We start from the raw sequence: 19,729 nt of genomic DNA on the forward strand, positions 1-19,729 counted from the left end.
ATGCTTACCTTTCAGTTGTGTGCGAGTCAGAGAAAAAAAGGGCTTCCGTGCGGTGCCTGGTCGGCGGTGGTGCCCGGGAGCTATGGAGAGAACGAGCAATGGGCCCCGTTTTCAAAGGCCCCCCGACGGCATATGCCGCCCGTTGCTACTTGCCGCCCTTGGCCGAGGGCAGCTTCGACACCAGCCGCAGCGACACCGTGAGGCCTTCGAGCTGGTAGTGCGGGCGCAGGAAGAACTTGGAGGTGTAGTAGCCGGGGTTGCCCTCGACCTCTTCCACCACCACCTCGGCCGCGGCCAGGGGCTTCCTGGCCTTGGTCTCTTCGGAGGAGTTGACGGGGTCGCCGTCCACGTAGTTCATGATCCATTTGTTGAGCCAGCGCTGCATGTCGTCGCGCTCCTTGAAGCTGCCGACCTTGTCGCGCACGATGCACTTCAGGTAGTGCGCGAAGCGGTTGCAGGCAAAGAGGTAGGGCAGGCGCGCCGCCAGGTTGGCGTTGGCCGTGGCGTCCGGGTCGTCGTACTCGGCCGGCTTGTGCAGCGACTGCGCACCGATGAAGGCCGCGAAGTCGGAGTTCTTGCGGTGGATCAGCGAAAGCAGGCCGGCCTTCGACAGCTCGGCTTCGCGCCGGTCACTGATGGCGATCTCGGTCGGGCACTTCTGGTCCACGCCGCCGTCGTCGCTCGGGAAGGTGTGCAGCGGCAGGTTCTCCACCGCGCCGCCCGATTCGATGCCGCGGATGCGCGAACCCCAGCCGTAGAGCTTGTAGGAGCGGTTGATGTTGGTGGCCATTGCATAGGCTGCGTTGGCCCAGGCGTACTTGCTGTGGTCGGCGCCCGCGGTGTCTTCCTCGAAGTCGAACTCCTCCACCGGATTGGTGTTGGCGCCGTAGGGCGTGCGCGCCAGGAAGCGCGGCATGCACAGGCCCAGGTACTTGGCGTCGTCGGAGTCGCGCAGCGACCGCCAGCCGGCGTACTCGGGCGTGAGAAAGATCTTGGTCAGGTCGCGCGGGTTGGCGAGCTCCTGCCACGACTCCATCTGCATCAGGTTGGGGCTCGCGCCGGTGATGAAGGGCGCATGCGCCGAGGCGGCGATCTTGGACATCTCGCCCAGCAGCTCGATGTCGGGCGGGCTCTGGTCGAAGTGGTAGTCGCCCACCAGCGCGCCGAAGGGCTCGCCGCCGAACTGGCCGTATTCCTGCTCGTAGATCTTCTTGAACATCGGGCTCTGGTCCCAGGCCGCGCCCTTGAACTTCTTCAGGCTCTTGGCAAGGTCCGTCTTCGAGATGTCCATCACCCGGATCTTCAGGTGCTCGTCGGTCTCGGTGTTGTTCACCATGTAGTGCAGGCCGCGCCACGCACTCTCGAGCTTCTGGTAGTCGGGGTGGTGGATGATCTTGTTGACCTGGTCGGTCAGCTTGGCGTCGATCGCGGCGATCATCGACTGGATCGACTTGGTCACGTCCTTGCCGATGACGGTGCTGTTGCTCAGCGCCTGCTGCGCGAGCGTGAGCACCGCGGCTTCGACGGCGCTCTTGGCTTCGTCGCTGCGCGGCTTGAATTCCTTTTGCAGGAGCGACGAAAAATCGCTGCCCGCATAGGCGACATCCTTCAGTGCGCTCTGCTCGAGTGCTTCGGCCATGGTGGTTCTCCTCGGGGGTCCGGTGTGTCGGGTGTGGGGGATCAGGCGGCCGGCTTGGCCGCTTCGTCGTCGGGCTTGGCGGTGGCCGCCAGCGACTGCAGCAGGGCCGGGTCCTCGAGCACCTTGGCCAGCAGTTCCTCGGCGCCGTTCTTGCCGTCCATGTAGGTCACGAGGTTCGACAGCTGGGTGCGCGCCTCGAGCAGCTTGTCGAGCGCGCCGACCTTCCTGGCCACGGCGGCGGGCGAGAAATCTTCCATGTTCTCGAAGGTGAGCTCGACCTTGAGCTCGCCTTCGCCGGTCAGCGAGTTCTCCACCGCGAAGGCGGCGCGCGGCTTCATGGCCTTCATGCGCGAGTCGAAGTTGTCCACGTCGAACTCGAGGAACTTGCGGTCGGCCACGGGCGCGAGCGGATCGGCCGGCTTGCCCGACAGGTCGGCCAGCACGCCCATCACGAAGGGCAGCTGGATCTTCTTCTCGGCGCCGTAGAGTTCCACGTCGTACTCGATCTGCACGCGTGGCGCCCGGTTGCGGGCGATGAATTTCTGACTGCTCTTGGCCATGGCGATGCTCCTTGCGGGGGTAGATGGGGCGGTTCGATCAACAGGAAAAAAAAGGAAAGGGAAAAGCCGGCTACTCGGACGGACGCTTGCCGGTCACGGTCTCGATCGTGTCCAGCGCGCCGGGCGCGAGGTTGGCCATGATTTCGAGAAAGCTCACGCCGATGAGCTTCTTGGCGCGCTCGATCAGGAGCGGCGCGGGGTTGCCGGGCTCGGTCTGCTCGAGAAAGCGGATCACGCGGTCCAGCATCTGCAGCGCGTCCTGCCGGCTCTGGATCTCGCCGCGCACGGCAGCGGGCCGCGGCGCGCCGCCGGCCTGCGGCACATCGCCTTGCGCCTCTTCGGCGGTGCCGGCTTCTTCGGGCGCACCGATGGCAGCGCTGCACGCCTTCTGCAGCATGCGGCCGATGGCGCGCAGCGGGGAGAGGTCGATCGCGTCGGAGCGGCCGGTGCGCTCCACCAGCAGGGCCTGCAGCTTCTCGACCCCGCCGGGCACGCCGATGGCGGCCTGGATCAGCTCGGGCCGCTCGGCATGCAGCGCTTCGAGGCCGCCCTGGATCTGTGCCGGCGAATAGGTGGCTTCACCGCCCACCGCATTCAATGCGTTGTTGGCTACCGCGATGTCGCGCACGCGGATCGCGCCCACGCCGGGTGCCACGCCCACCTGCGCGTCGTACAGGTCGCGCAGGACCATCGTCTCGTCGCCGAGCGGTGCGAGCGCGTTCAGGCGCATGGTCGGATCGTTGTCGTCCTCGGCATCGAGCTTTGGATGTATGCCGTCCCAGAAGTTGTCGAGCAGGCGGGTGAGCAGTTCGAGCCCGGCAACGAAACCGGCAAGTCCCTGCAGCCGCGTGGAAGCACGCAGCAGCAGCACGGCGGCGCGCACGTCCTTGCTGCGGCGCAGGATCGCATCGGACTGTTCGGCCACCTCGCGCCACTCCGGCTCCACCGCGGGGATGACGGTGTCGCCGAACTGCTGCTCGGGCTTGCCCTGCGCTGCGGTGGTGAGCGCGGTAAAGGCCGCGTCGTACTCCAGATCGTCGCCGCACGGCGAGGCCTCGCCGATGGGCGTGAGCAGGGCTTCGACAAGTTCGGTGGTCAGCATGTTGCCTGTTCGAGTTGGCTGGTGATAATCAAAGATGCGTCCGAACCGGTCAATGCAACGAAGGGAATAGCATGCGCACGCTGGGTACACACCATTCGTCCTATGGACGCTCTTTTGCTGCGGTCTCGCGGCGCGTTGCATTGGCCTCGGGCCTCGCATTGACCGGTGCCCTGATCGCAGGCTGCGCAAGCAAGCCCGTGGTCACGCCGGTGTCGATCACGCTCGCAGCCGGTGCCGATGCCAACCCCGATGCGCGCGGCCGCGCATCGCCGCTCACGGTGCGCATCTATGCGCTGAAGTCGCCCGGCCCCTTCGAAGGGGCCGACTTCTTCTCGCTGTTCGAAAAGGACCAGGCCACGCTCGGCGCCGAGCTGGTGCAGCGCGAAGAGATGCTGCTGCGCCCCGGCGAAAGCAGAAAGCTCGACCTCACGCTGCCGGCCGATGCCAAGGCCATTGGCGTGATGGCCGCGTTCCGCGATCTCGACCGTGCGCGCTGGCGCGAAGTGCGCGCCGTGGAGCCCGGCAAGCCGCAGACGCTCACCGTGACCTTCGGCGCGCGGCAGATCCGCATCGACAGCAGCAAATAAACCCGGCCCGCCTGCGGGCCGCTCATTCACGCCTTCGCCGCGCTGGCGTTCTGCGCGCGGCCGGGCCGCGCGAGCGGCTGGTCGGCGGGCAGGAAGCGCTCGAACAGGTCGGTCACGAAGGCGCCGCCGGCCGCACCCGATGCGGCAGCCGTCACATAGAGGCCGCGCCATCGCGGGCCGCGCGAGCCGCGGCCATGGCTTTCGAACAGGGCCTCGGCCACTTCGCGCAATGCGGGCTGCAGCGCCCGCAGCGCCTCGATGAACTCATGGATCGCGAGCCGGCCCGATGCGCCCGGCTGTTCGCGCAGCAGCGCCATGCGCAGCGCATGCAGCTGGCGCGCCATGGGATCGAACAGGGCATCGAGCCGGTCGGCCGCGGTTTCGCCGTGGGCGGCCGGCCCGGCCAGGCGATGGCCGATCACCTGTGCGAGCACCTCGGGCGGCAGCGCACCGCGCAGCGTGGCATAGCCGGCCAGCTGCTCCAGGCCGGTCACGACCAGGTAGACCGGCAGCTGCAGGCGCAGGGTGTCCGCGGCCTCGTCGAGCAGCCGGCGCATCCTGCCGGCCAGCGGCTTCATGCCTGCGCTGGACGGGTGCAGCAGTTCGCTCGCCGCCACGCAGGCCACCACGCCGTTGATCGGCACGCGGTCGCGCCGCTCGGCCAGTGCGAGGAGCGCCTGGAGCCACAGCGCACGCGTGTGCGGCGCCGCGGCCACGTCGCTGACGGCGCTCGGGTGCAGCTCGATGGCCGTCATCGAGCCGGTGAGCCACCAGCGCCAGTAGGGTTCGCCGAAAGGCTCGCTGCCCGAAGGTGCCAGGTGCTCGGCATGCGCCGCCGCCAGCAGCCCCGGCAGGTTGGCCGCCGCATCGCCGAGAAAGAGAAACCAGGGCACCGGCGCGGCTTGCTGGCACGATGGCTGGCGCAGGAGCTGGCGTGCGTGCGACATGGCTTTCCTCATGGCCTCCCTCATGGCTTCGATCGCGGCTTCGTCGGCTTCGGCCGCCGGCGGGCCGAGTGCGGCAATGCGCCGGCGCAGCGCGCGGCGGCGCGCACCGCGGCCCGCGTCACGGACCGCGGCGTACAGCAGCGCAAAGCCGGCCAGGCACAGCGCGAGCAGGAGCCAGAAGAAATGGGCAGGCAACAACGCGGCGGGCATGCTGCGGCTTTCAACGTGCAGTGGTCTCGAGGAACTCGAAATCGGCAAGCAGCCGCTCGTTGCCCTTGTTGGCCGCGAGCACCTCGCGCAGCCGCAGCAGGTAGGCCGAAGCGAGTTCGTAGGGCGGCCGGTCGGCCGCGCCGTCGAGCGGCGTGGGGGACGAGAGCGCCGTGACCAGCACGGTGCCGAAGGGCGGGCCCACCAGCCAGCTCGCCGGGATGTCGCGGCCCAGCTCGAGCTTCTCGCCGGCGCGCAGCCGCATCGGCTGGCCTGTGTTCAGGTGCATGACCGAACCGTCGGCGGTGTAGTAGTCGACCCACAGGTAGCTGTCGTGCCGGGGCGCGGCCACCTGCATGCGCACGTCGTCTCCTTCGCGCAGCCGGCCGTTGCGGGCCGTCACGGCCGTCACGTCCAGTCCGAGGGCCTTCTCGCGGTTGCGCAGCTGGTAGGGCTTCAGGATGGCGAACACCTCGCAGTGGGGCCACACGCGCAGCCTGACGTCGAAGGTGGGCGAGCCGCCATCGGGCAGCAGGCCGGCCACCTCGCGCTCCACCCGCTCGAGGTCGGCCGGCAGCGAGACGAAGCCGCTCACGTGCAGCCTGCCGCCCTTGTCGGCCGAAGCCGAGAGATCGGCGCATGCATAGCCTTGAAGATGCTGCTCGATGCGCTGCGCCGGTCCCGGCTCGCCCGCGTGCAGCCCGGCCGGCCACTGCCACCACAGCAGATAGAGCAGCGGCAGCAGCAGCGCGAGCGCCCCGAGCGCGCGCAGCAGGCTGCGGTCGCGGCGGTGCAGGTCGTGCGGGCCCGGCGGATCCGCCACGCCATAGGGCTGCGGCGTGATGCGGTCCTGCACCAGGCTGCCGAGCGCCAGGGGCCTCTGCCGCAGCTGGTGGCCGTGCAGCTCCTTCAGCTTGCCGAGCTCGCCGCGGTCGTCGCTCTCGAAGTAGTACTGGCCCTTGAAGCCGTGCACCAGCGCATGCCAGTAGACCTCGCGCAGCTCGTCGTCCTCGGCGCCCAGCGCCGACAGGTGGTGGAAGAACTCGCTGTGGGCGTTGTTCGAGTTGAACAGCTGCACCTGCAGCGGCGCCGCGCCCGCGGCCGCACCGGGATGGCGCGCCAGGATCTCGTCGATCCAGGCCACCATCGCAAAGACCGCCGATTCGACCTGCGCGGCGGGCTGGCCCGATGCGCAGGCGCGCGCCGCGTCGAGCAGCCGGCGCGCCTGTTGCTGCGCGGCAGCGTGCGAGGGCGGCGCGGCGCGGCCGGCCGCGATCGATGCGTCGAGGGCGAGGCCGAAGGAGACGAATGCGGAAAAACAGTCGAGCAGCCGGAGCATGGATGACCGCGCCCGCTCACCGCGCCTGCGTTGCGGAGGATGCCTTGCACCGGCGTCTGCTGCGATGGCACATCCCCATGTCCCCGGTTCCTTCGAGTAAGGATTCCATCTTCCGAACGCCGGGCGGCGGGCGCCATATCGCTTGGGGACTATGCCGTTCGTCGGGCAAACCGGCTTGCTGTGCGGGGCAATCGCCGGTATCTTCGGCTTCCGCTGAGTTCAATGCACGCACGCTGGGACACCCGGGACACTAGGACATGCCATGAAAATTCTGATCGCCGACGACCACCGGCTCGTCATCGAGGCGGTCAAGGCCAAGTTGTCGGAGCTGGGGCCCGGCATCGAGTTCGTCCTGGCGATGAGCGTCGACGAATTGCTTGCCGGCGCCACCGACGAGCTCGACCTGGCCCTGATCGACCTCAACATGCCCGGCGCCGACGGCCAGGCGCACATCGACGAAATCCGCCGCCGCCATCCGGCCGTGCCGGTCATCGTGCTCTCGGGCTACGAAGACCCGGCCATCATGCGCAGCGCGCTCGAGCGCGGCGTGCTCGGCTTCATTCCCAAGGCCTACTCGCCCGAGGTCATGCTGTCGGCCGTGCGGCTGGTGCTGGCCGGCGGCGTGTACGTGCCGCCCATGATGCTCACGGCGCTGCCGCCCGGCATCGTGGCCGGCGTGGCGCCCACGCAGAACGGCGATGCGCGCTCCGCAGGCGCTTCTTCGCAGACGCTCGAGCACCTGCGCAGCGTGCTCACCGAGCGCCAGGTCGAGGTGCTGCAACTGCTCTCGCAGGGCAAGCCCAACAAGCTCATCGGCCGCAGCCTGGGCATCAGCGAAGGCACCGTCAAGATCCACCTGGCGGCCATCTTCCGCGCGCTCAACGTGCGCAACCGCACCGAGGCCGTGGTGGCCGCGCAGGCGCTGACCGAGGCGCAGCAGGCCTGAGCCCGGGCCTGAACTCAGGCTGCAGCGCGCAGCCCGGTGCCGGCCGGTTCCTCCTCCTGCACATCGGCTCGGCCGGCCGCCGCCGCCTTCTTTCTCTCCTCGATCGCCTCGGCAAGAAACTCCGCATCGCGCGCCACGCCCGAGAAGCGGCCCGATCCCCAGGTGTGCAGCCAGGGCAGCCCCAGGAAGTAGAGCCCCGGCACGCCCGTCACGCCGCGCTGGTGCACCGGCGCGCCGCGGCCGTTGAACACCGGCGCATCCACCCAATCGAAGTCGGGCGAGAAGCCGATGCACCAGAGCACGCTCGCGATGCCCGCCTCGGCAAGGCTCAGGCGCGTGCGCTCCTCGGGCGGCTCCCACACCGGCGTGTAGACCGAGGGCGGCGGCGCCTCGATGCCCCGGGAGGCAATGAACTTGTCGATCGACGCGTTGATGCGGTTGTAGGTGGCGTCGGCGCTGTCCAGGTGCTCGCGCAGGTTGGGCTGGAACTCCAGCGTGCCGTCGCCGCCCAGGCCGGTCAGCAGGCCGTACAGCTCCATGCCTTCGAGCGCGAAGCGCCGCAGGTCGATGTCGCGCCCGCCGTCGCGGCCGGTCACGTAGTGGTTGGTGTTGTCGCGCACGCCCTCGCGCAGCGGATGCTCGGTCACGGGCATGTCGTAGTACTTCATGTCGGCGAGCCAGTCGACCACCTCGCGGCCGCGGTAGAAGCGCGCGCAGCGCGGCGCATCGCCGGTGGCAAGGTACACCTTGCGCCCGGCCAGGTGCAGGTCCTCGGCGATCTGCGAACCCGACTGGCCGCAACCCACCACCAGCACCGCCCCTTCGGGCAACTGCGCCGGGTTGCGGTACTGCGCCGAGTGGTACTGCACCACGTGCGGCGGCAGCTTCTCGGCCAGGCGCGGCACGATCGGGCGGTGGTAGCCGCCGGAGGCCACCACCACCTGGTCGGCGGTGTAGAGGCCGGCGTCGGTCTGCACCATGAAGCGGTCGCGCTCGCCCGTGCCTGGCACGCGCGCCACGCGCTCGACGGTCACGCCCTCGATGGCCGGCGCCTTCACCTGCGCGACGAAGCCCGCGAGCCATTCGTTGATCTGGTCCTTGACCATGAAGCCGTGCGGATCGCCGCCGCGGTAGGCCCAGCCCGGCAGCTGGCACTGCCAGTTGGGCGTGACCAGGCAGAACGAATCCCAGCGCTGCGTGCGCCAGCTGTGCACCAGGCTGCGCTTCTCGATCACGAGGTGGTCGATGCCGCGCTGCTGCAGGCAGTGGCTCAGCGACAGGCCGGCCTGGCCGCCGCCGACGACGATGACGCTGTAGTGGCTGCGTCCGCCAAATGGATAGGACATGGGGTCTTCTTTCTTTCTCTCTGGATGCGGGGGGCGTCAATCGAAGGCGACGACGGTGACTTGGGCATCGTCGGCGCCGGTGAAGCGGGCGGCGATGCGCTCGATCTCGGCGAGCTGGTCCATGGCCTGCGAGCACGCGAAGCCGTACTTGGCGCGCACGCGTTCGGAGGCGATGCCCAAGGCCTCGCGCGAGCGCTGCAGGAAGTCTTCGAGCGCATAGCGCTCGCCGGGCGCGAAGAAATCCTGCACCACGGAAGAGGGCGAGTAGCAGCGCGTTTCGCTGGCGTCGGGCCAACGCACCTGGAAGTGCATCACGGGCATGCGAGCGCCTCCTGCGGCGGCTGGATGAAGGCATCGCGGCCGAAGTCCCACAGCAGGGCCTCGTCGCCGCCGGCCTGCAGCCGCACCTGCCGCGTCGCATCGACCTCGCCGACCACCGCGCAGGCGATGTCGCGCGCGGCAAAGCGGCCGAGCACCGGCGCAACCTGCGAAGGCGCCACGCTGAGCACGAATCCGTAGCTCGGAAAAGAAGAAAGCCAGCGCAGCAGCGGCACGCCGCCGGGCCTGGGCAGTGCATCGAGGTCGATGCGCGCGCCCACGCCCGAGCACTCCAGCAGCATCATCGCGGTGCCGACCGCGCCGGCCATGCTGATGTCCTTCGCGGCGCGGCACAGGCCCCCTTCCGCAATGGAGGGCAGCAGTTCGAGGTCCGCGCGTAGCCGCGCGGCCGGCGCCGTGGTCGACGCGTTCCAGTAGGGAAAGGGCTCCTCGTAGGCGCCGCGCAGGTCGGCCGCCATCACCAGCAGGTCGCCGGGCCTGGCGTCGAAGCTGGTGAGCAGCTTGCGTGCGTGGCCGAGAATCGCAACCGCGAGCTGCGGCCGCTCGCTGCGGTTGTTGCTGTGGCCGCCCACCACCGGCACGCCGTAGCGCACCGAGGCTTCCGCCATGCCGCGCAGCACCTCGTCGGCCGGGTGCATGCCGGTGCTCCACAGCGCATCGACCACGGCTGTGGGGCGGCCGCCCATCGCATAGATGTCGCTCACGTTGACCATCACGCCGCAGTAGCCCGCGAACCACGGCATGCGCACGATGAAGTCTTCCACCATGCCTTCGATCGCGAACAGCAGGTAGCCGCCATGGCCGTCGGGAATGGCCGCGCAGTCGTCGCCGATGGGCACGGCCTGCGCGAGCGCGGCATGGCCACCGGGCAGCGACCGGCCGAGCGCCGACACCACGTCGCTGATGTCGCGCTTGTGGGCGAAGCCGCGCGTGGCGCGCAGGGCTTCGGCAATGTCGTGGGCCGTCGTCATGACAGCACCTTCGCGCGCGTGACGAAGCCGCTCACCGGGTCGTGGCAGGGCGGGTAGAAAGCGAGCCCCGCCTGCATGCGCGCATGCGGACGGCCGTGGATGGCGCTTTCATCGAGCATCTTCCAGCCGAGCTTCTGGAACAGCGGCACGTTCTGCATCTGCACCTGCGCGAAGAACGCATCGCAGCCCAGCGCGTTGGCGCGCGACACCGCGAGCCGTATCAGCGTGGCGCCCAGGTGGCCCTGGCTGCGGAACGCGGGATGCACCGCAAGGCGCGAGCCCCACCATTCGCCCGGCGCCTCGCCGCGGTGGATGCGCACCGTGCCCACCACCTGCTCGGGCATGCCGCCGTTGCACGACATGGCGACCAGCAGCCGCGCATGGCCGTCGATCGCGTCGCGGTCGTCGCGCGCGAAGATGCCCTGCTCGATGCAGAACACCGCACGGCGCAGCGCCATGGCTTCGTCGCGCTCCCACTGCTGCGCCGCTTCGCGCACCAGGTATTCGACCGGCGCGTAGTGCGGGTCGAGCCCGCTGAGGTCGTCGATGCACAGCATGGTCAGCTTTCGCTTTCTTTTTCGTAGATCGACAGCGACGAGCAGGCGCCGCACTTGCCGCAGCCCGCCTTGATGTCGGCCGAGCGCAGGCCCGCGGCCACCACGCGCTCGCCCAGCGGGGCCAGCAGCGACTTCATGAATTCCGGAGACGGTGCCGGATGGTCCTCGAGCGGCGTGCCGCTGATCGGCACGAAGGGCACGACGAAGGGGTACACGCCGCGTGCGAGCAGCTGGTCGCAGGTGTCCAGGATGGCCTCGCGCGTGTCGCCCAGCCCGGCCAGGATGTAGGTGCTGACCTGGCCGCGCCCGAACACGCGCACGGCCGCCTCGAAGGCGCTCATGTAGCGCGAGACCGGCACGCTGGCCTTGCCCGGCATGATGCGTTCGCGCACCTCGGGCGTGACCACCTCCAGGTGCATGCCCAGCGTGTCGATGCCCGCGGCCTTCATGCGGTGGAACCACTGGTCGTCGTCGGGCGGCTCGCACTGGCCCTGGATCGGGAGGTCGACCGCGGCCTTGATCGCGAAGGCGCTCTCGCAGAGGATGGCCGCGCCGCGGTCGGTGGCGTTGGGCGTGCCGGTGGTCATCACCATGTGCTTCACGCCGTCGAGCAGCACGGCCGCGCGCGCCACTTCGGCCAGCTGCTCGGGCGTCTTGCGCGCGATGGTGCGGCCGGCCGCGAGCGACTGGCCGATCGCGCAGAACTTGCAGCTCTTTTTGCGGCTCTCGTAGCGGATGCAGCTCTGCAGCACCGTGGTGGCGAGCACGTCGCTGCCGTGCAGCGTGGCAATGTGCGAATAGGGCACGCCGTCGAAGGTCTGCATCGCATAGAAGCGCGGCTGCTTCGGAAAGCTGATGCTCGCAATGGGAATGCTGCCGCGCATCACGCGGCTCACGCCCCGCGCATCGGGCGCCTCGGCCGTGAACGGCGAATGCCAGGCGCTCGAAGTGTGGACCGGCACCATGATCGTGTGGCCGTCCACCGTCACGGCCTTGTGGTCTGACGGGCCCGCGCCGCCGCGGCGGCTTGCCACGCCGGCCGAAGGATCAACCAGCCGCAACCCGAAGGACTGGAGCTCGGTCATCAGCTGCCGGCTGTCCGGCGGGGTCGTCGTGGTGATGGTGGTCATGGTCGGGGCTCCGTTGAGCGAGGGGTTGCGTGGGATGCATCGGCACGGTGGTCTGCGCCGGCCGGTCGTTGATGGCGAGCGACAGCAGCTCGGGCCGCGCGTAGTGGCCGACCGAATCCATCATTCGCTTGCGCTTGGCGATCAGCGCCATGTCGAGATCGGCCACCACCATGCCTTCGCCCTCGATGAGCGGCGGCGCAAGGTGCTTGCCCTCTGGCGACACGATGGCGGTGTGGCAGCCGCCGCGCAGCGCCTTCTGCAGGTTGGCGTCGGGCGTCACGCTGCGGATCTGCTCGTCGCTGAGCCAGCCGGTGGCGTTGACCACGAAGCAGCCCGACTCCAGCGCGTGGTGGCGGATGGTCACTTCCATCTGCTCCGCGAAGATCGGGCCCACCAGCGAGCCCGGGAACTGCGCGCAGTGGATCTCCTCGTGCTGCGCCATCAGGGCGTAGCGCGCGAGCGGGTTGTAGTGCTCCCAGCAGGCCAGCGCGCCGACGCGGCCGACGGCCGTGTCGACCACCTTGAGGCCGGCGCCGTCGCCCTGGCCCCAGACCATGCGCTCGTGGTACGTCGGCGTGATCTTGCGGCGCTTGAGCACCAGCGTGCCGTCGGCATCGAACACCAGCTGCGTGTTGTAGAGGCTGCCGTGGTCGCGCTCGTTCACGCCCAGCACCACGACCATGCCGTGATGCCGCGCGCGCTCGGCCACGGCCTGCGTGACCGGACCCGGCACCACCACCGCGCGCTCCGCCAGCCGCAGGTGCGGCGCGCCCTGCAGCACCGGCGGCAGCACGAAGCTGAAGTAGGGGTAGTAGGGCACGAAGGTCTCGGGAAAGACTGCCAGCTGCACGCCCTTGGCCGCGGCCTCGTCGATGGCGCTGCACACCCGCTCGAGCGTGCCGTCGGGCCGGTCGAAGTCGGGCGCGATCTGGATCGCCGCGGCACGCACGATGCGGGGTGGGGAAGCCATCGCTCGGGTCCTGCCTTACAGGGTCCAGGTGTCGAGGATCACGGCGCCGGCCTTCTTGTGCAGCAGCACGAGGTCCAGCACGTCGAGCGGGTTGATCGGCGTGATGCCCTCGATCAGCGCGCCCTCGCCGTGGCCGTACAGCGCCTGCAGCGCGAAGCGGCACGCATACACCTTGCCGCCTTCCTCCATGAACTTGCCGATCTGCTTGTTGAAGTTCTGGTGACCCGGAAAGGCCTCGTCGCCCAGCGTCGGAAAGCCGCGCTGCACGCCCAGCGTCACGCCGGGGCCGTACAGCAGCACCGAGGTCTCGTAGCCCTTGCGCCTGAGGCGCGTGGCCTGCAGCAGGTTCACGAAGCCGATCGAGCCCTCGAAGGCCACCGTGTGGAAGGTGACGAGCGCCTTCTCGCCGGGCTCGGCCTTGACGTCTTCGAACACCTTCTCTTCGTAGTCGACGAGGAACTCGCCTTTCTCGTTGCGGGGGCGGGTGACTTTGGGCATGGGGTACTCCGGTTGAAGAAAAAGAGGATGAACGCAGGTCTTGCGTGCCTTTCTCTTTGCAGGCGATGTGCCAGCGCCCGGCGCGGCGCGTGCGATCAATGCGCGATCAATTCGCCGGGATGCGGCCTGCACGCCCGAAAACTTTTTTCGGCCGCACGAAAACCCCTCGGCCAAGGCGGCCGGCGCGGCCCCGCCTGCACCGGGAAGACGCATCCGCCATGCGATCAATGCACCCGATCAACGGGGTTGATCGCACCTGATCGAGGCGTGCGGCCCCTCTGGAGCGGGCGCGATTCCTGCGTGCCTGATCGGTGGCCCGATGCAATCAATGGATGCGATCAACTTTGCCGATGACCACGATCACCGCCCACTGGCGCAAGCAGCTGCGCAACACCGCCAAGCCGGCCTACCTGCTGCTGGCGGAATTGATTGCCGACGACATCAAGACCGGCCGCCTCGCCGTGCGCGACCGGCTGCCCACCCTGCGCGAGCTCGCGGCCGAGCTGGAGCTCAACTACACGACGGTGGCACGCGGCTATGCCGAGGCGCGCAAGCGCGGCCTGATCGATTCGCGCGCCGGCACCGGCACCTTCGTCCGCTCGGGCAGCCCGAGCCTGCGGCTGCGCGGCGGCAGCGGCGCCGAGATGACCATGAACATGCCGCCCGAGCCTGACGACCCGCACCTGATGGCGCGGCTGCACGACAGCGCGAGCCGCGCCTTCGCCGAGGCCAACCTGCACGACCTGCTGCGCTACCAGGACTTCGGCGGCACCGCGCACGACCGCGAGGCCGCGATGCACTGGCTGCGGCCCTTCGTGCCCGACGCGGGCATCGACCGCATCCTCGTGTGCCCGGGCATCCACGGCGTGCTCACGGCGCTGTTCTCGCAGCTCGCGCGGCCGGGCGAGCTGATCTGCGTGGAGTCGCTCACCTATCCGGGCGTGAAGGCCATCGCGGCGCAGCTGGGCGTGCAGCTGCATGCGCTGCAGCTCGATGAGGACGGCCCCATTGCCGATGCCTTCGAGCACGCCTGCAGGACGCTCAAGCCCAAGGCGCTCTATTGCAACCCCACGCTGCTGAATCCGACCGCGGGCACGGTGCCCCGCGCGCGGCGCGAGGCGCTGGCCGACGTGGCGCTGCGCTATGCGGTGCCGATCATCGAGGACGACGCCTACGGCATGCTGCCGCGCCAGACGCCGGCCGCGCTCGCCACGCTGGCGCCCGGCCTCACCTACTACGTGAGCGGATTCTCCAAATGCTTTGGCGCGGGCCTGCGCAGCGCCTACGTGTGCTCGCCCACCGTGGTCCAGTCGCAGCGCCTGGCTGGCGCGATGCGCGCGACCACCGTGATGGCCTCGCCCATCACCAATGCACTGACCACGCTGTGGGTCGAGGACGGCACCGCCGAGGCCATGCTGCAGGCGGTGCGCAGCGAATCGATGGCGCGGCAGGCGCTGGCCGCGCGGCATCTGGGCGGCAGCGGGCTGCAGGCGCATCCCGAGGGCTTCCATGCCTGGCTGCCGCTCGCGCCGGGCTGGAGCCCGGTGGAGTTCGCCTCCTACCTGCGCACGCAGAACGTCGGCGTGGTGGCAAGCGCGGCCTTCTCCACCGATGGCGATCCGCCCGAGGCGGTGCGCATCTGCCTGGGCGGCCCGATGTCGCGCGAGCAGTGCGACCAGGCGCTGCGGCTCATTGCCGACACGCTCGCGCATCCGCTGCATCCGCACGCCACGCTGCGCGGCGGCTGAGCGGTGGCCGTGCTCAGGCGCAGTCGAGCTTCAGTGCCTCGATGCGGCCGCCGAAGCCGAGCTTGCGCATCAGGCCGCCCTCGCGGCTGTTCGCCGGAAAGTCGACCGTGCGGTCCTTGAACATCGCATGCTCGTACACCTTCAGCGTGGCGCGCGGGCCCACGCTGACGCTGTCGATGTCGCGCTTGAGCTGCCGCGCGGTGCCGCGGTCCATGCTCTGGACCTCGGCCGGTCCCACCAGCGTCAGCATGTCGCCCTGGAAGTTGCGGCCGGTATAGAACTGGGCCCAGCAGCCCGAGGCCAGCGCGGGGTCCTCGATGCGCACGGGCACGAGCAGGATCGTGGGATCGGGCTGGTTGTCCGCGGCGGCGGTCGGGCCGGCCGAGCGCGTGGGACCGGGCATGTGGGAGCAGGCGCCGAGCGCCACGGCGCCGGCAATCATGAGGTAGCGGAAATTCTTCATTGGTTCATTGGATGAGGATGGTGGTTGCTGCGGTTGGGAAAGCAGGCTCTTCAGGCTAGCGGCCACGGCTGCCCGCCGCGTAGGAGCAAAGCCCAAGCGCCCGTCCCCGCGCCGCGACGGCGGCGTTTGCCGCGCGCAACGCCGGGCGGCAAATCTCCGCGAATGGCTGCGGCCCGGATGCGCCCCTTTCCTACGCCGGCCGGTGCTGCGGATGTCCAGTCTGGCGATTCGCACCCATCCAATTTCTTGTTCATCATCGAAGGAAGCCATGGCCACGAGCAGCATCCTGGGAGGCGAACGCCCGCCGGAGGAACCGAAGGGAACGGACGTCGACAGCCTGGGCCCCAGCGACACGAGCGACAGCGGAAGCGACGTGCGCACCTCGCGCGAACGCAGCGCCATTCCCGAAGACGCCGCGGAAGGCGCCATTCCCATTTCGCATGAAAGCAGCACCGATGCCGAGGGCACCGGTGAGCGTGCGTCGGCGGACGCTCCGCCGTCAGCGCCCGATGCGGACATCCTGCCGGACCGCACCGAGGACGCGGGCTCGCCCGACGAGCTTGCCGGCACGGAAGAAGAAGAAATCGACGGCGACAACGACGACGAAGCGGAGGACGCCGGCAACAAGCCCGCTTGAGGCGAGTTCGGTGCAACGCCATGCACGGCCAACTTGACTGCGCGCTCCACGGGCTCCAGCAGCTTGCCTATGCCCGGATCACGCGCGAATTCCACCAGGCCTGGCAGGCGAGGACGGACTGTCCCGCGTCCTGCGAAGCCGCCATCGGCGAGTCGCATCGCCGGGTGCAGCAGTGCGAGCAGGTGCTCGCGCAGCTGCGCCTGCTGATCGACGATCCGCACCAGATCGCGGAAATCAAGATTGCGCGCGCGTTGTACCTGCGCCTGCTGCTGGAAAGCGCGCCCGTGCGGCTGCAGTCGTGGAGCGACAGCGAGAGCTTCGACGACATGCCCAAGTCGCACCTGTTCGAATGGATTTCCTACGACTTCGAACGGCTCGAACTGGCCGAGCTCGAAGGCTCCATGACGCCCGAGGAAGCCGCTTCGTACGCGCAGGCGCTCGACGCGCGCGCCAGCAGCAGCCTGCGCGAGGAGTGAGCGCGCGGCGGGCGGGCCTTCACTCAGCCCCGGCCCAGCACGATCGCGCCGTCCTGGATGTAGCGGTCGAATTCGAGCTTGGGAATGGCCGCGGTCAGCGACTGGCCCTGGTCGGTCCAGGTGAGCACGACGCTGTCGTCGGCCATCATGATCTGGCAGTTCCCCTTCGGGATCTTCAGCTGCGGGCCGTCGCCGGCGCGAAAGGCCACATCGCCTGCGATGCGGGCGTCGATCTGCGTGGTGGAAGTCATGGTCTTGATCTGCCTTGCTTGCTATTGCGGCGCGGGGCGCGCGTGGCGGTGGCTGCCGTCGCTGCGCTGCTCCTTGGAAGGATCGGCATCGCGCGTGGGTGCGAGGCCGCCGGGCGAACCCGCCGAGGGCGGCCGCGAGGTCTGCGTGCGCGCGCTGGCCGGGCCCTGGTCGGCGCCGAGCTGGCGCTGGTCGGTCGCGCCGGCGGGCTGGTCCGCGGGGCGCGTGGCCGGCGGTTTTTCCGCATCGCTCATCGGCGGAGCGCGCGTGCCCTTGGGCGTGCCGGTGGGCTGGGCGACCGCGGCCATGGCGGCCAGGGCCATGGCGGCTGCCGCGAGGCCGCATTGGAAGAAGCGCAGTGGTTTGCCGTGCATGGAGGAGTCCTCGAAAAGAAGAAGCTGCAAGCCTCCTTTCTCGCGCAGCCTGGCCGCGTGCTTGTAGGCAGGGACAGCATTCCCGCGCCGGTGGCAGGCCTGCGCGCGACTCGCTTGCGCCGAAGACGCGCCGCTTTCCTACGCGCGCCGCCGCCAGCGCGGCGCACGGTGGAATTTTCTTTCTAGCAAAGGAATCCACAGCGTGACCCAAAAACGATCCACCGAATCAGCGAATGCACCGGCCTACGGCCGCCCGTGCCCGCCGAGCGCAGCATGAAGCGCGAGGCCAGGACGCCGGCTGAAAACGGCGAGCCCATGGGCCCCAACAACGGCCCGGCCATCACCGAGCAAAGAAAGCCGCCCACCCCCGGCGATGCCGCGGTCGGCGAAAGCGGCAACCACGGCAGTTCGCCGGGCAGCCAGCCCGGCCGCCCCGAGAAGGCATTGCGCGAGGAATGATGAGCCGCCGGTGAATGCATCGGGGCAGCCCACCCCGAAGAACGCTTACAGCGGACGTCAGGCGGCACCGACACCGGTCCTTCTCCGCTCGAACACCATTTCTTCATGGAACCAGCGCACGCAGTGCAGCAGCTGGCGCTGGCAATTCTCAACCTGCCTCGATCTCGACGAGGCCTACGAAGGAGTCATGACATGGCCAACTACACGAACACCGCGGACACCGCCACCACCGAGGACGTGGTCAAGGTGCTGAACGATCTTCTGGAGAACTCGCGCGACGGCGAATACGGCTTCCGCGCCTGTGCCGAGGAGGTCGACTCGCCGCAGCTCAAGCAGGTCTTCCAGAGCCGCTCGGCCGAATGCGCCAAGGCGGCAGCGGAACTGGTCCAGCTCATCCAGCGTTTCGGCGGCTCGCCCGACAAGGGCGGCACGGCGACCGGTGCCATGCACCGCGGCTGGGTGCACGTGAAGGGCACGGTGGGCGCCAACAGCGCGCTCTCCATGCTCGAGGAATGCGAGCGCGGTGAAGACGCCGCGGTGGCGCGCTACCGCAAGGCGCTGAAGGAGGACTTGCCGGCCGACGTGCGCGCCGTGATCCAGCAGCAGTCCGAAGGCGCCAAGCGCAACCACGACCAGATCAAGCGGCTGCGCGACGAGATGCGCAGCAAGAGCAAGTAAGTCACAAGGGGCAAGGGACTGCGCCGCCCGGCAGGGCCGCACGGGGCAAAATGGACATCGTCCTGCAACTCCGGCGGCCTTGTCCTTGACCTCCATTCACTACGACCTCGCGCGCTTCGATGCCGCCATCGTCGATCTCGACGGCACCATGGTCGACACCCTCGGCGATTTCGCGGTGTCGCTCAACCACATGCTGGGCGACCTTTCGCTGCCGCCGGTGGCACCGGCCGCCATCGAGAAGATGGTAGGCAAGGGATCGGAGCACCTGATTCTTTCGGCACTCGCGCATGTGATGTCGTCGGGCGGTGCGGTGCCCGGTAGCGCCGACGCAGAGGTGCCGCATGCGCGCGCACAAGCGCTCTTCGATCAAGCCTGGGAACGCTACCAGCACCACTACCTGGCCATCAACGGACAGCACTCGGCGGTGTACCCGGGCGTGGTCGAAGGATTGAAGGCGCTGCGCTCGCGCGGCCTGCGCCTGGCCTGCCTCACCAACAAGCCGACCTCGTTCGCCAAGCCGCTGCTGGCGGCCAAGGGGCTCGACGGCTTCTTCGACTTCGCGTTCGGCGGCGATGCCTTCGCGCGCAAGAAGCCCGATCCGCTGCCGCTCCTGAAGACCTGCGAAGCGCTGGGCACCGCCCCCGCGCGCACGCTGATGATCGGCGACTCGAGCAACGACGCCAAGGCCGCGCGCGCCGCCGGATGCCCGGTGGTGCTGGTCACCTACGGCTACAACCACGGCGAGCCGGTGCGCGGCGTCGATGCCGATGGCTTCGTCGACTCGCTCGCGGAGATCGACCGAACCGCTTCCTGATCGGCGCCGCGGCTACTTGCCGAGCAGCGCGTCCTTGAGCTTCCAGTCGGCCGGCGCCGGCCCGAGCCAGATGCGCAGCAGCGCGTTGAAGAACGCCGGCTCCTTCACCGGATCGGGCTGCGGCACGCCGCGCACCGTCACCAGCGTGCCCGTGCCGGGCAGCCAGTCGATGGTGAAGCTGTCGCCGGCCTTGAGCTGCTTCTGGTCGGAGAACATCCGGCCCATGCGCAGCAGCCCCGGAATGAGGTTGACCATTTCGCTCTTGGGCGAGTTTTCTTCCACGCCCTTGGTGAAGAACTTGCCGAGCTCGTCGGCATCGATGTCGCGCAGCATGGTGATGGCCACGCGCTTGGGCCCGGGCGCGGCCAGCGCCTCCTCGGGCGTGGAGACCTTCTTCTCCACGTACAGGCCCGCCGCGTACACCTTGAAGATGGCCTTGTAGCGCACCCCCGCGCCGTTGAGCTGCAGGGTGCTGCCGCGCAGGTCGAGGGTGTCGTTCAGCTTGACGCCGGCCACGTCGACCTGCGCGGCCGAGGCGCCGAGCGCGAACCAGGCGCAGGCCAGCACGGCCAGTCGGGAGAACAACCGGGTCGGGAGCGAAAGGGCAGCGGGCACGAGGCTTCCTTGATTTGCGAACGATCGTTCGAATGTATCTTTTCGTTTTACTGCCGGCCCCTCGGGCGAACCCTGAAG

General features: G+C 69.1%; 24 protein-coding genes. 8 read left to right on the forward strand and 16 right to left on the reverse strand.

Annotated features, from left to right (window positions below; all coding sequences use genetic code 11):
- Positions 1–145: 145 nt before the first annotated feature.
- The 3 genes from tssC to tssA all read right to left on the reverse strand — a co-directional run bounded on the left by tssC (position 146) and on the right by tssA (position 3,301).
- A complete protein-coding gene (tssC, locus tag AC1DMS_RS22115; RefSeq protein WP_018904086.1) occupies positions 146–1,639 on the reverse strand; it encodes a type VI secretion system contractile sheath large subunit in 1,494 nt (497 codons plus the stop codon).
- Positions 1,640–1,680: 41 nt separating this feature from the next.
- Entirely contained in the window at positions 1,681–2,199 is a 519-nt protein-coding gene (tssB, locus tag AC1DMS_RS22120) for a type VI secretion system contractile sheath small subunit (RefSeq protein ID WP_012745713.1), read from the reverse strand.
- Positions 2,200–2,269: 70 nt separating this feature from the next.
- Positions 2,270–3,301, reverse strand: coding sequence for a type VI secretion system protein TssA (gene tssA / locus AC1DMS_RS22125; RefSeq protein WP_478181834.1), 1,032 nt, complete (start codon positions 3,299–3,301; stop codon positions 2,270–2,272).
- Between the two features lie 71 nt (positions 3,302–3,372).
- Here tssA and tssJ point away from each other — a divergent pair, with 71 nt between their 5' ends.
- Positions 3,373–3,888 (forward strand): type VI secretion system lipoprotein TssJ, encoded by a 516-nt coding sequence (gene tssJ / locus AC1DMS_RS22130; protein ID WP_012745715.1) that lies wholly within the window; start codon positions 3,373–3,375, stop codon positions 3,886–3,888.
- Between the two features lie 26 nt (positions 3,889–3,914).
- Here tssJ and AC1DMS_RS22135 read toward each other — a convergent pair whose 3' ends face one another.
- Together AC1DMS_RS22135 and AC1DMS_RS22140 are read right to left on the reverse strand one after the other, a co-directional pair.
- The gene (locus AC1DMS_RS22135; protein WP_478181835.1) at positions 3,915–5,045 is read right to left on the reverse strand and encodes a type VI secretion system protein; all 1,131 of its coding nucleotides are present in this window, start codon (positions 5,043–5,045) and stop codon (positions 3,915–3,917) included.
- A 10-nt stretch (positions 5,046–5,055) separates the two neighbouring features.
- Positions 5,056–6,381 carry a DotU family type IV/VI secretion system protein gene (locus tag AC1DMS_RS22140; RefSeq protein WP_027730247.1) on the reverse strand — a complete coding sequence of 442 codons (1,326 nt, stop codon included), beginning with the start codon at positions 6,379–6,381 and terminating at the stop codon, positions 5,056–5,058.
- A 262-nt stretch (positions 6,382–6,643) separates the two neighbouring features.
- Between AC1DMS_RS22140 and AC1DMS_RS22145 the strand changes: the two genes are divergently transcribed.
- Positions 6,644–7,327, forward strand: a complete 684-nt coding sequence (locus AC1DMS_RS22145) for a LuxR C-terminal-related transcriptional regulator (protein WP_012745718.1) — start codon at positions 6,644–6,646, stop codon at positions 7,325–7,327.
- Between the two features lie 14 nt (positions 7,328–7,341).
- Here AC1DMS_RS22145 and AC1DMS_RS22150 read toward each other — a convergent pair whose 3' ends face one another.
- Genes AC1DMS_RS22150 through AC1DMS_RS22180 form a run of 7 tightly spaced genes read right to left on the reverse strand, consistent with a single transcriptional unit; the run spans position 7,342 to position 13,138 of the window.
- A complete protein-coding gene (locus AC1DMS_RS22150; RefSeq protein WP_012745719.1) occupies positions 7,342–8,673 on the reverse strand; it encodes an MSMEG_0569 family flavin-dependent oxidoreductase in 1,332 nt (443 codons plus the stop codon).
- A gap of 36 nt (positions 8,674–8,709) precedes the next feature.
- Entirely contained in the window at positions 8,710–8,994 is a 285-nt protein-coding gene (locus AC1DMS_RS22155; protein ID WP_062363556.1) for an MSMEG_0570 family nitrogen starvation response protein, read from the reverse strand.
- A complete protein-coding gene (locus AC1DMS_RS22160) occupies positions 8,985–9,983 on the reverse strand; it encodes a sll0787 family AIR synthase-like protein (RefSeq protein WP_436287222.1) in 999 nt (332 codons plus the stop codon). Before AC1DMS_RS22160 ends, AC1DMS_RS22155 begins: the two co-directional genes overlap by 10 nt.
- A complete protein-coding gene (locus AC1DMS_RS22165; RefSeq protein ID WP_436287223.1) occupies positions 9,980–10,540 on the reverse strand; it encodes an MSMEG_0567/Sll0786 family nitrogen starvation N-acetyltransferase in 561 nt (186 codons plus the stop codon). The genes AC1DMS_RS22160 and AC1DMS_RS22165 overlap by 4 nt, the downstream gene beginning before the upstream one ends.
- 2 nt (positions 10,541–10,542) lie before the next feature.
- The gene (locus AC1DMS_RS22170) at positions 10,543–11,625 is read right to left on the reverse strand and encodes an MSMEG_0568 family radical SAM protein (protein ID WP_012745723.1); all 1,083 of its coding nucleotides are present in this window, start codon (positions 11,623–11,625) and stop codon (positions 10,543–10,545) included.
- Complete coding sequence (locus AC1DMS_RS22175) at positions 11,588–12,640, reverse strand: Nit6803 family nitrilase (RefSeq protein ID WP_012745724.1); 1,053 nt, start codon at positions 12,638–12,640, stop codon at positions 11,588–11,590. The genes AC1DMS_RS22170 and AC1DMS_RS22175 overlap by 38 nt, the downstream gene beginning before the upstream one ends.
- Positions 12,641–12,655: 15 nt before the next feature.
- Positions 12,656–13,138 (reverse strand): MSMEG_0572/Sll0783 family nitrogen starvation response protein, encoded by a 483-nt coding sequence (locus tag AC1DMS_RS22180; protein ID WP_012745725.1) that lies wholly within the window; start codon positions 13,136–13,138, stop codon positions 12,656–12,658.
- Positions 13,139–13,488: 350 nt separating this feature from the next.
- Between AC1DMS_RS22180 and AC1DMS_RS22185 the strand changes: the two genes are divergently transcribed.
- Positions 13,489–14,886, forward strand: coding sequence for an aminotransferase-like domain-containing protein (locus AC1DMS_RS22185; protein ID WP_436299433.1), 1,398 nt, complete (start codon positions 13,489–13,491; stop codon positions 14,884–14,886).
- Between the two features lie 13 nt (positions 14,887–14,899).
- Here AC1DMS_RS22185 and AC1DMS_RS22190 read toward each other — a convergent pair whose 3' ends face one another.
- On the reverse strand, positions 14,900–15,349 hold the full coding sequence (locus AC1DMS_RS22190; protein WP_012745727.1) for a beta/gamma crystallin domain-containing protein: 450 nt from the start codon (positions 15,347–15,349) through the stop codon (positions 14,900–14,902).
- A 268-nt stretch (positions 15,350–15,617) separates the two neighbouring features.
- Between AC1DMS_RS22190 and AC1DMS_RS22195 the strand changes: the two genes are divergently transcribed.
- Together AC1DMS_RS22195 and AC1DMS_RS22200 are read left to right on the forward strand one after the other, a co-directional pair.
- Positions 15,618–15,986: a hypothetical protein gene (locus AC1DMS_RS22195; RefSeq protein WP_018904099.1), complete on the forward strand. Its 369-nt coding sequence runs from the start codon at positions 15,618–15,620 to the stop codon at positions 15,984–15,986.
- A gap of 20 nt (positions 15,987–16,006) precedes the next feature.
- Positions 16,007–16,462 carry a hypothetical protein gene (locus AC1DMS_RS22200; protein WP_012745729.1) on the forward strand — a complete coding sequence of 152 codons (456 nt, stop codon included), beginning with the start codon at positions 16,007–16,009 and terminating at the stop codon, positions 16,460–16,462.
- Positions 16,463–16,485: 23 nt separating this feature from the next.
- Here AC1DMS_RS22200 and AC1DMS_RS22205 read toward each other — a convergent pair whose 3' ends face one another.
- The gene (locus AC1DMS_RS22205) at positions 16,486–16,713 is read right to left on the reverse strand and encodes a hypothetical protein (protein WP_012745730.1); all 228 of its coding nucleotides are present in this window, start codon (positions 16,711–16,713) and stop codon (positions 16,486–16,488) included.
- A 21-nt stretch (positions 16,714–16,734) separates the two neighbouring features.
- The gene (locus AC1DMS_RS22210) at positions 16,735–17,085 is read right to left on the reverse strand and encodes a hypothetical protein (RefSeq protein ID WP_012745731.1); all 351 of its coding nucleotides are present in this window, start codon (positions 17,083–17,085) and stop codon (positions 16,735–16,737) included.
- 255 nt (positions 17,086–17,340) lie between these two features.
- Here AC1DMS_RS22210 and AC1DMS_RS22215 point away from each other — a divergent pair, with 255 nt between their 5' ends.
- The 3 genes from AC1DMS_RS22215 to gph all read left to right on the forward strand — a co-directional run bounded on the left by AC1DMS_RS22215 (position 17,341) and on the right by gph (position 19,036).
- Positions 17,341–17,544, forward strand: a complete 204-nt coding sequence (locus AC1DMS_RS22215; RefSeq protein ID WP_049808446.1) for a hypothetical protein — start codon at positions 17,341–17,343, stop codon at positions 17,542–17,544.
- Between the two features lie 192 nt (positions 17,545–17,736).
- Positions 17,737–18,222, forward strand: coding sequence for a ferritin-like domain-containing protein (locus AC1DMS_RS22220; protein ID WP_018904102.1), 486 nt, complete (start codon positions 17,737–17,739; stop codon positions 18,220–18,222).
- An 85-nt stretch (positions 18,223–18,307) separates the two neighbouring features.
- Positions 18,308–19,036 (forward strand): phosphoglycolate phosphatase, encoded by a 729-nt coding sequence (gene gph, locus AC1DMS_RS22225; protein WP_436287227.1) that lies wholly within the window; start codon positions 18,308–18,310, stop codon positions 19,034–19,036.
- Between the two features lie 12 nt (positions 19,037–19,048).
- Here the strand turns inward: gph and AC1DMS_RS22230 are convergent, their stop codons facing one another.
- A complete protein-coding gene (locus AC1DMS_RS22230; protein WP_436287229.1) occupies positions 19,049–19,651 on the reverse strand; it encodes a chalcone isomerase family protein in 603 nt (200 codons plus the stop codon).
- Between the last annotated feature and the right edge of the window lie 78 nt (positions 19,652–19,729).

The organism is Variovorax sp. 05T418 (assembly GCF_056396385.1).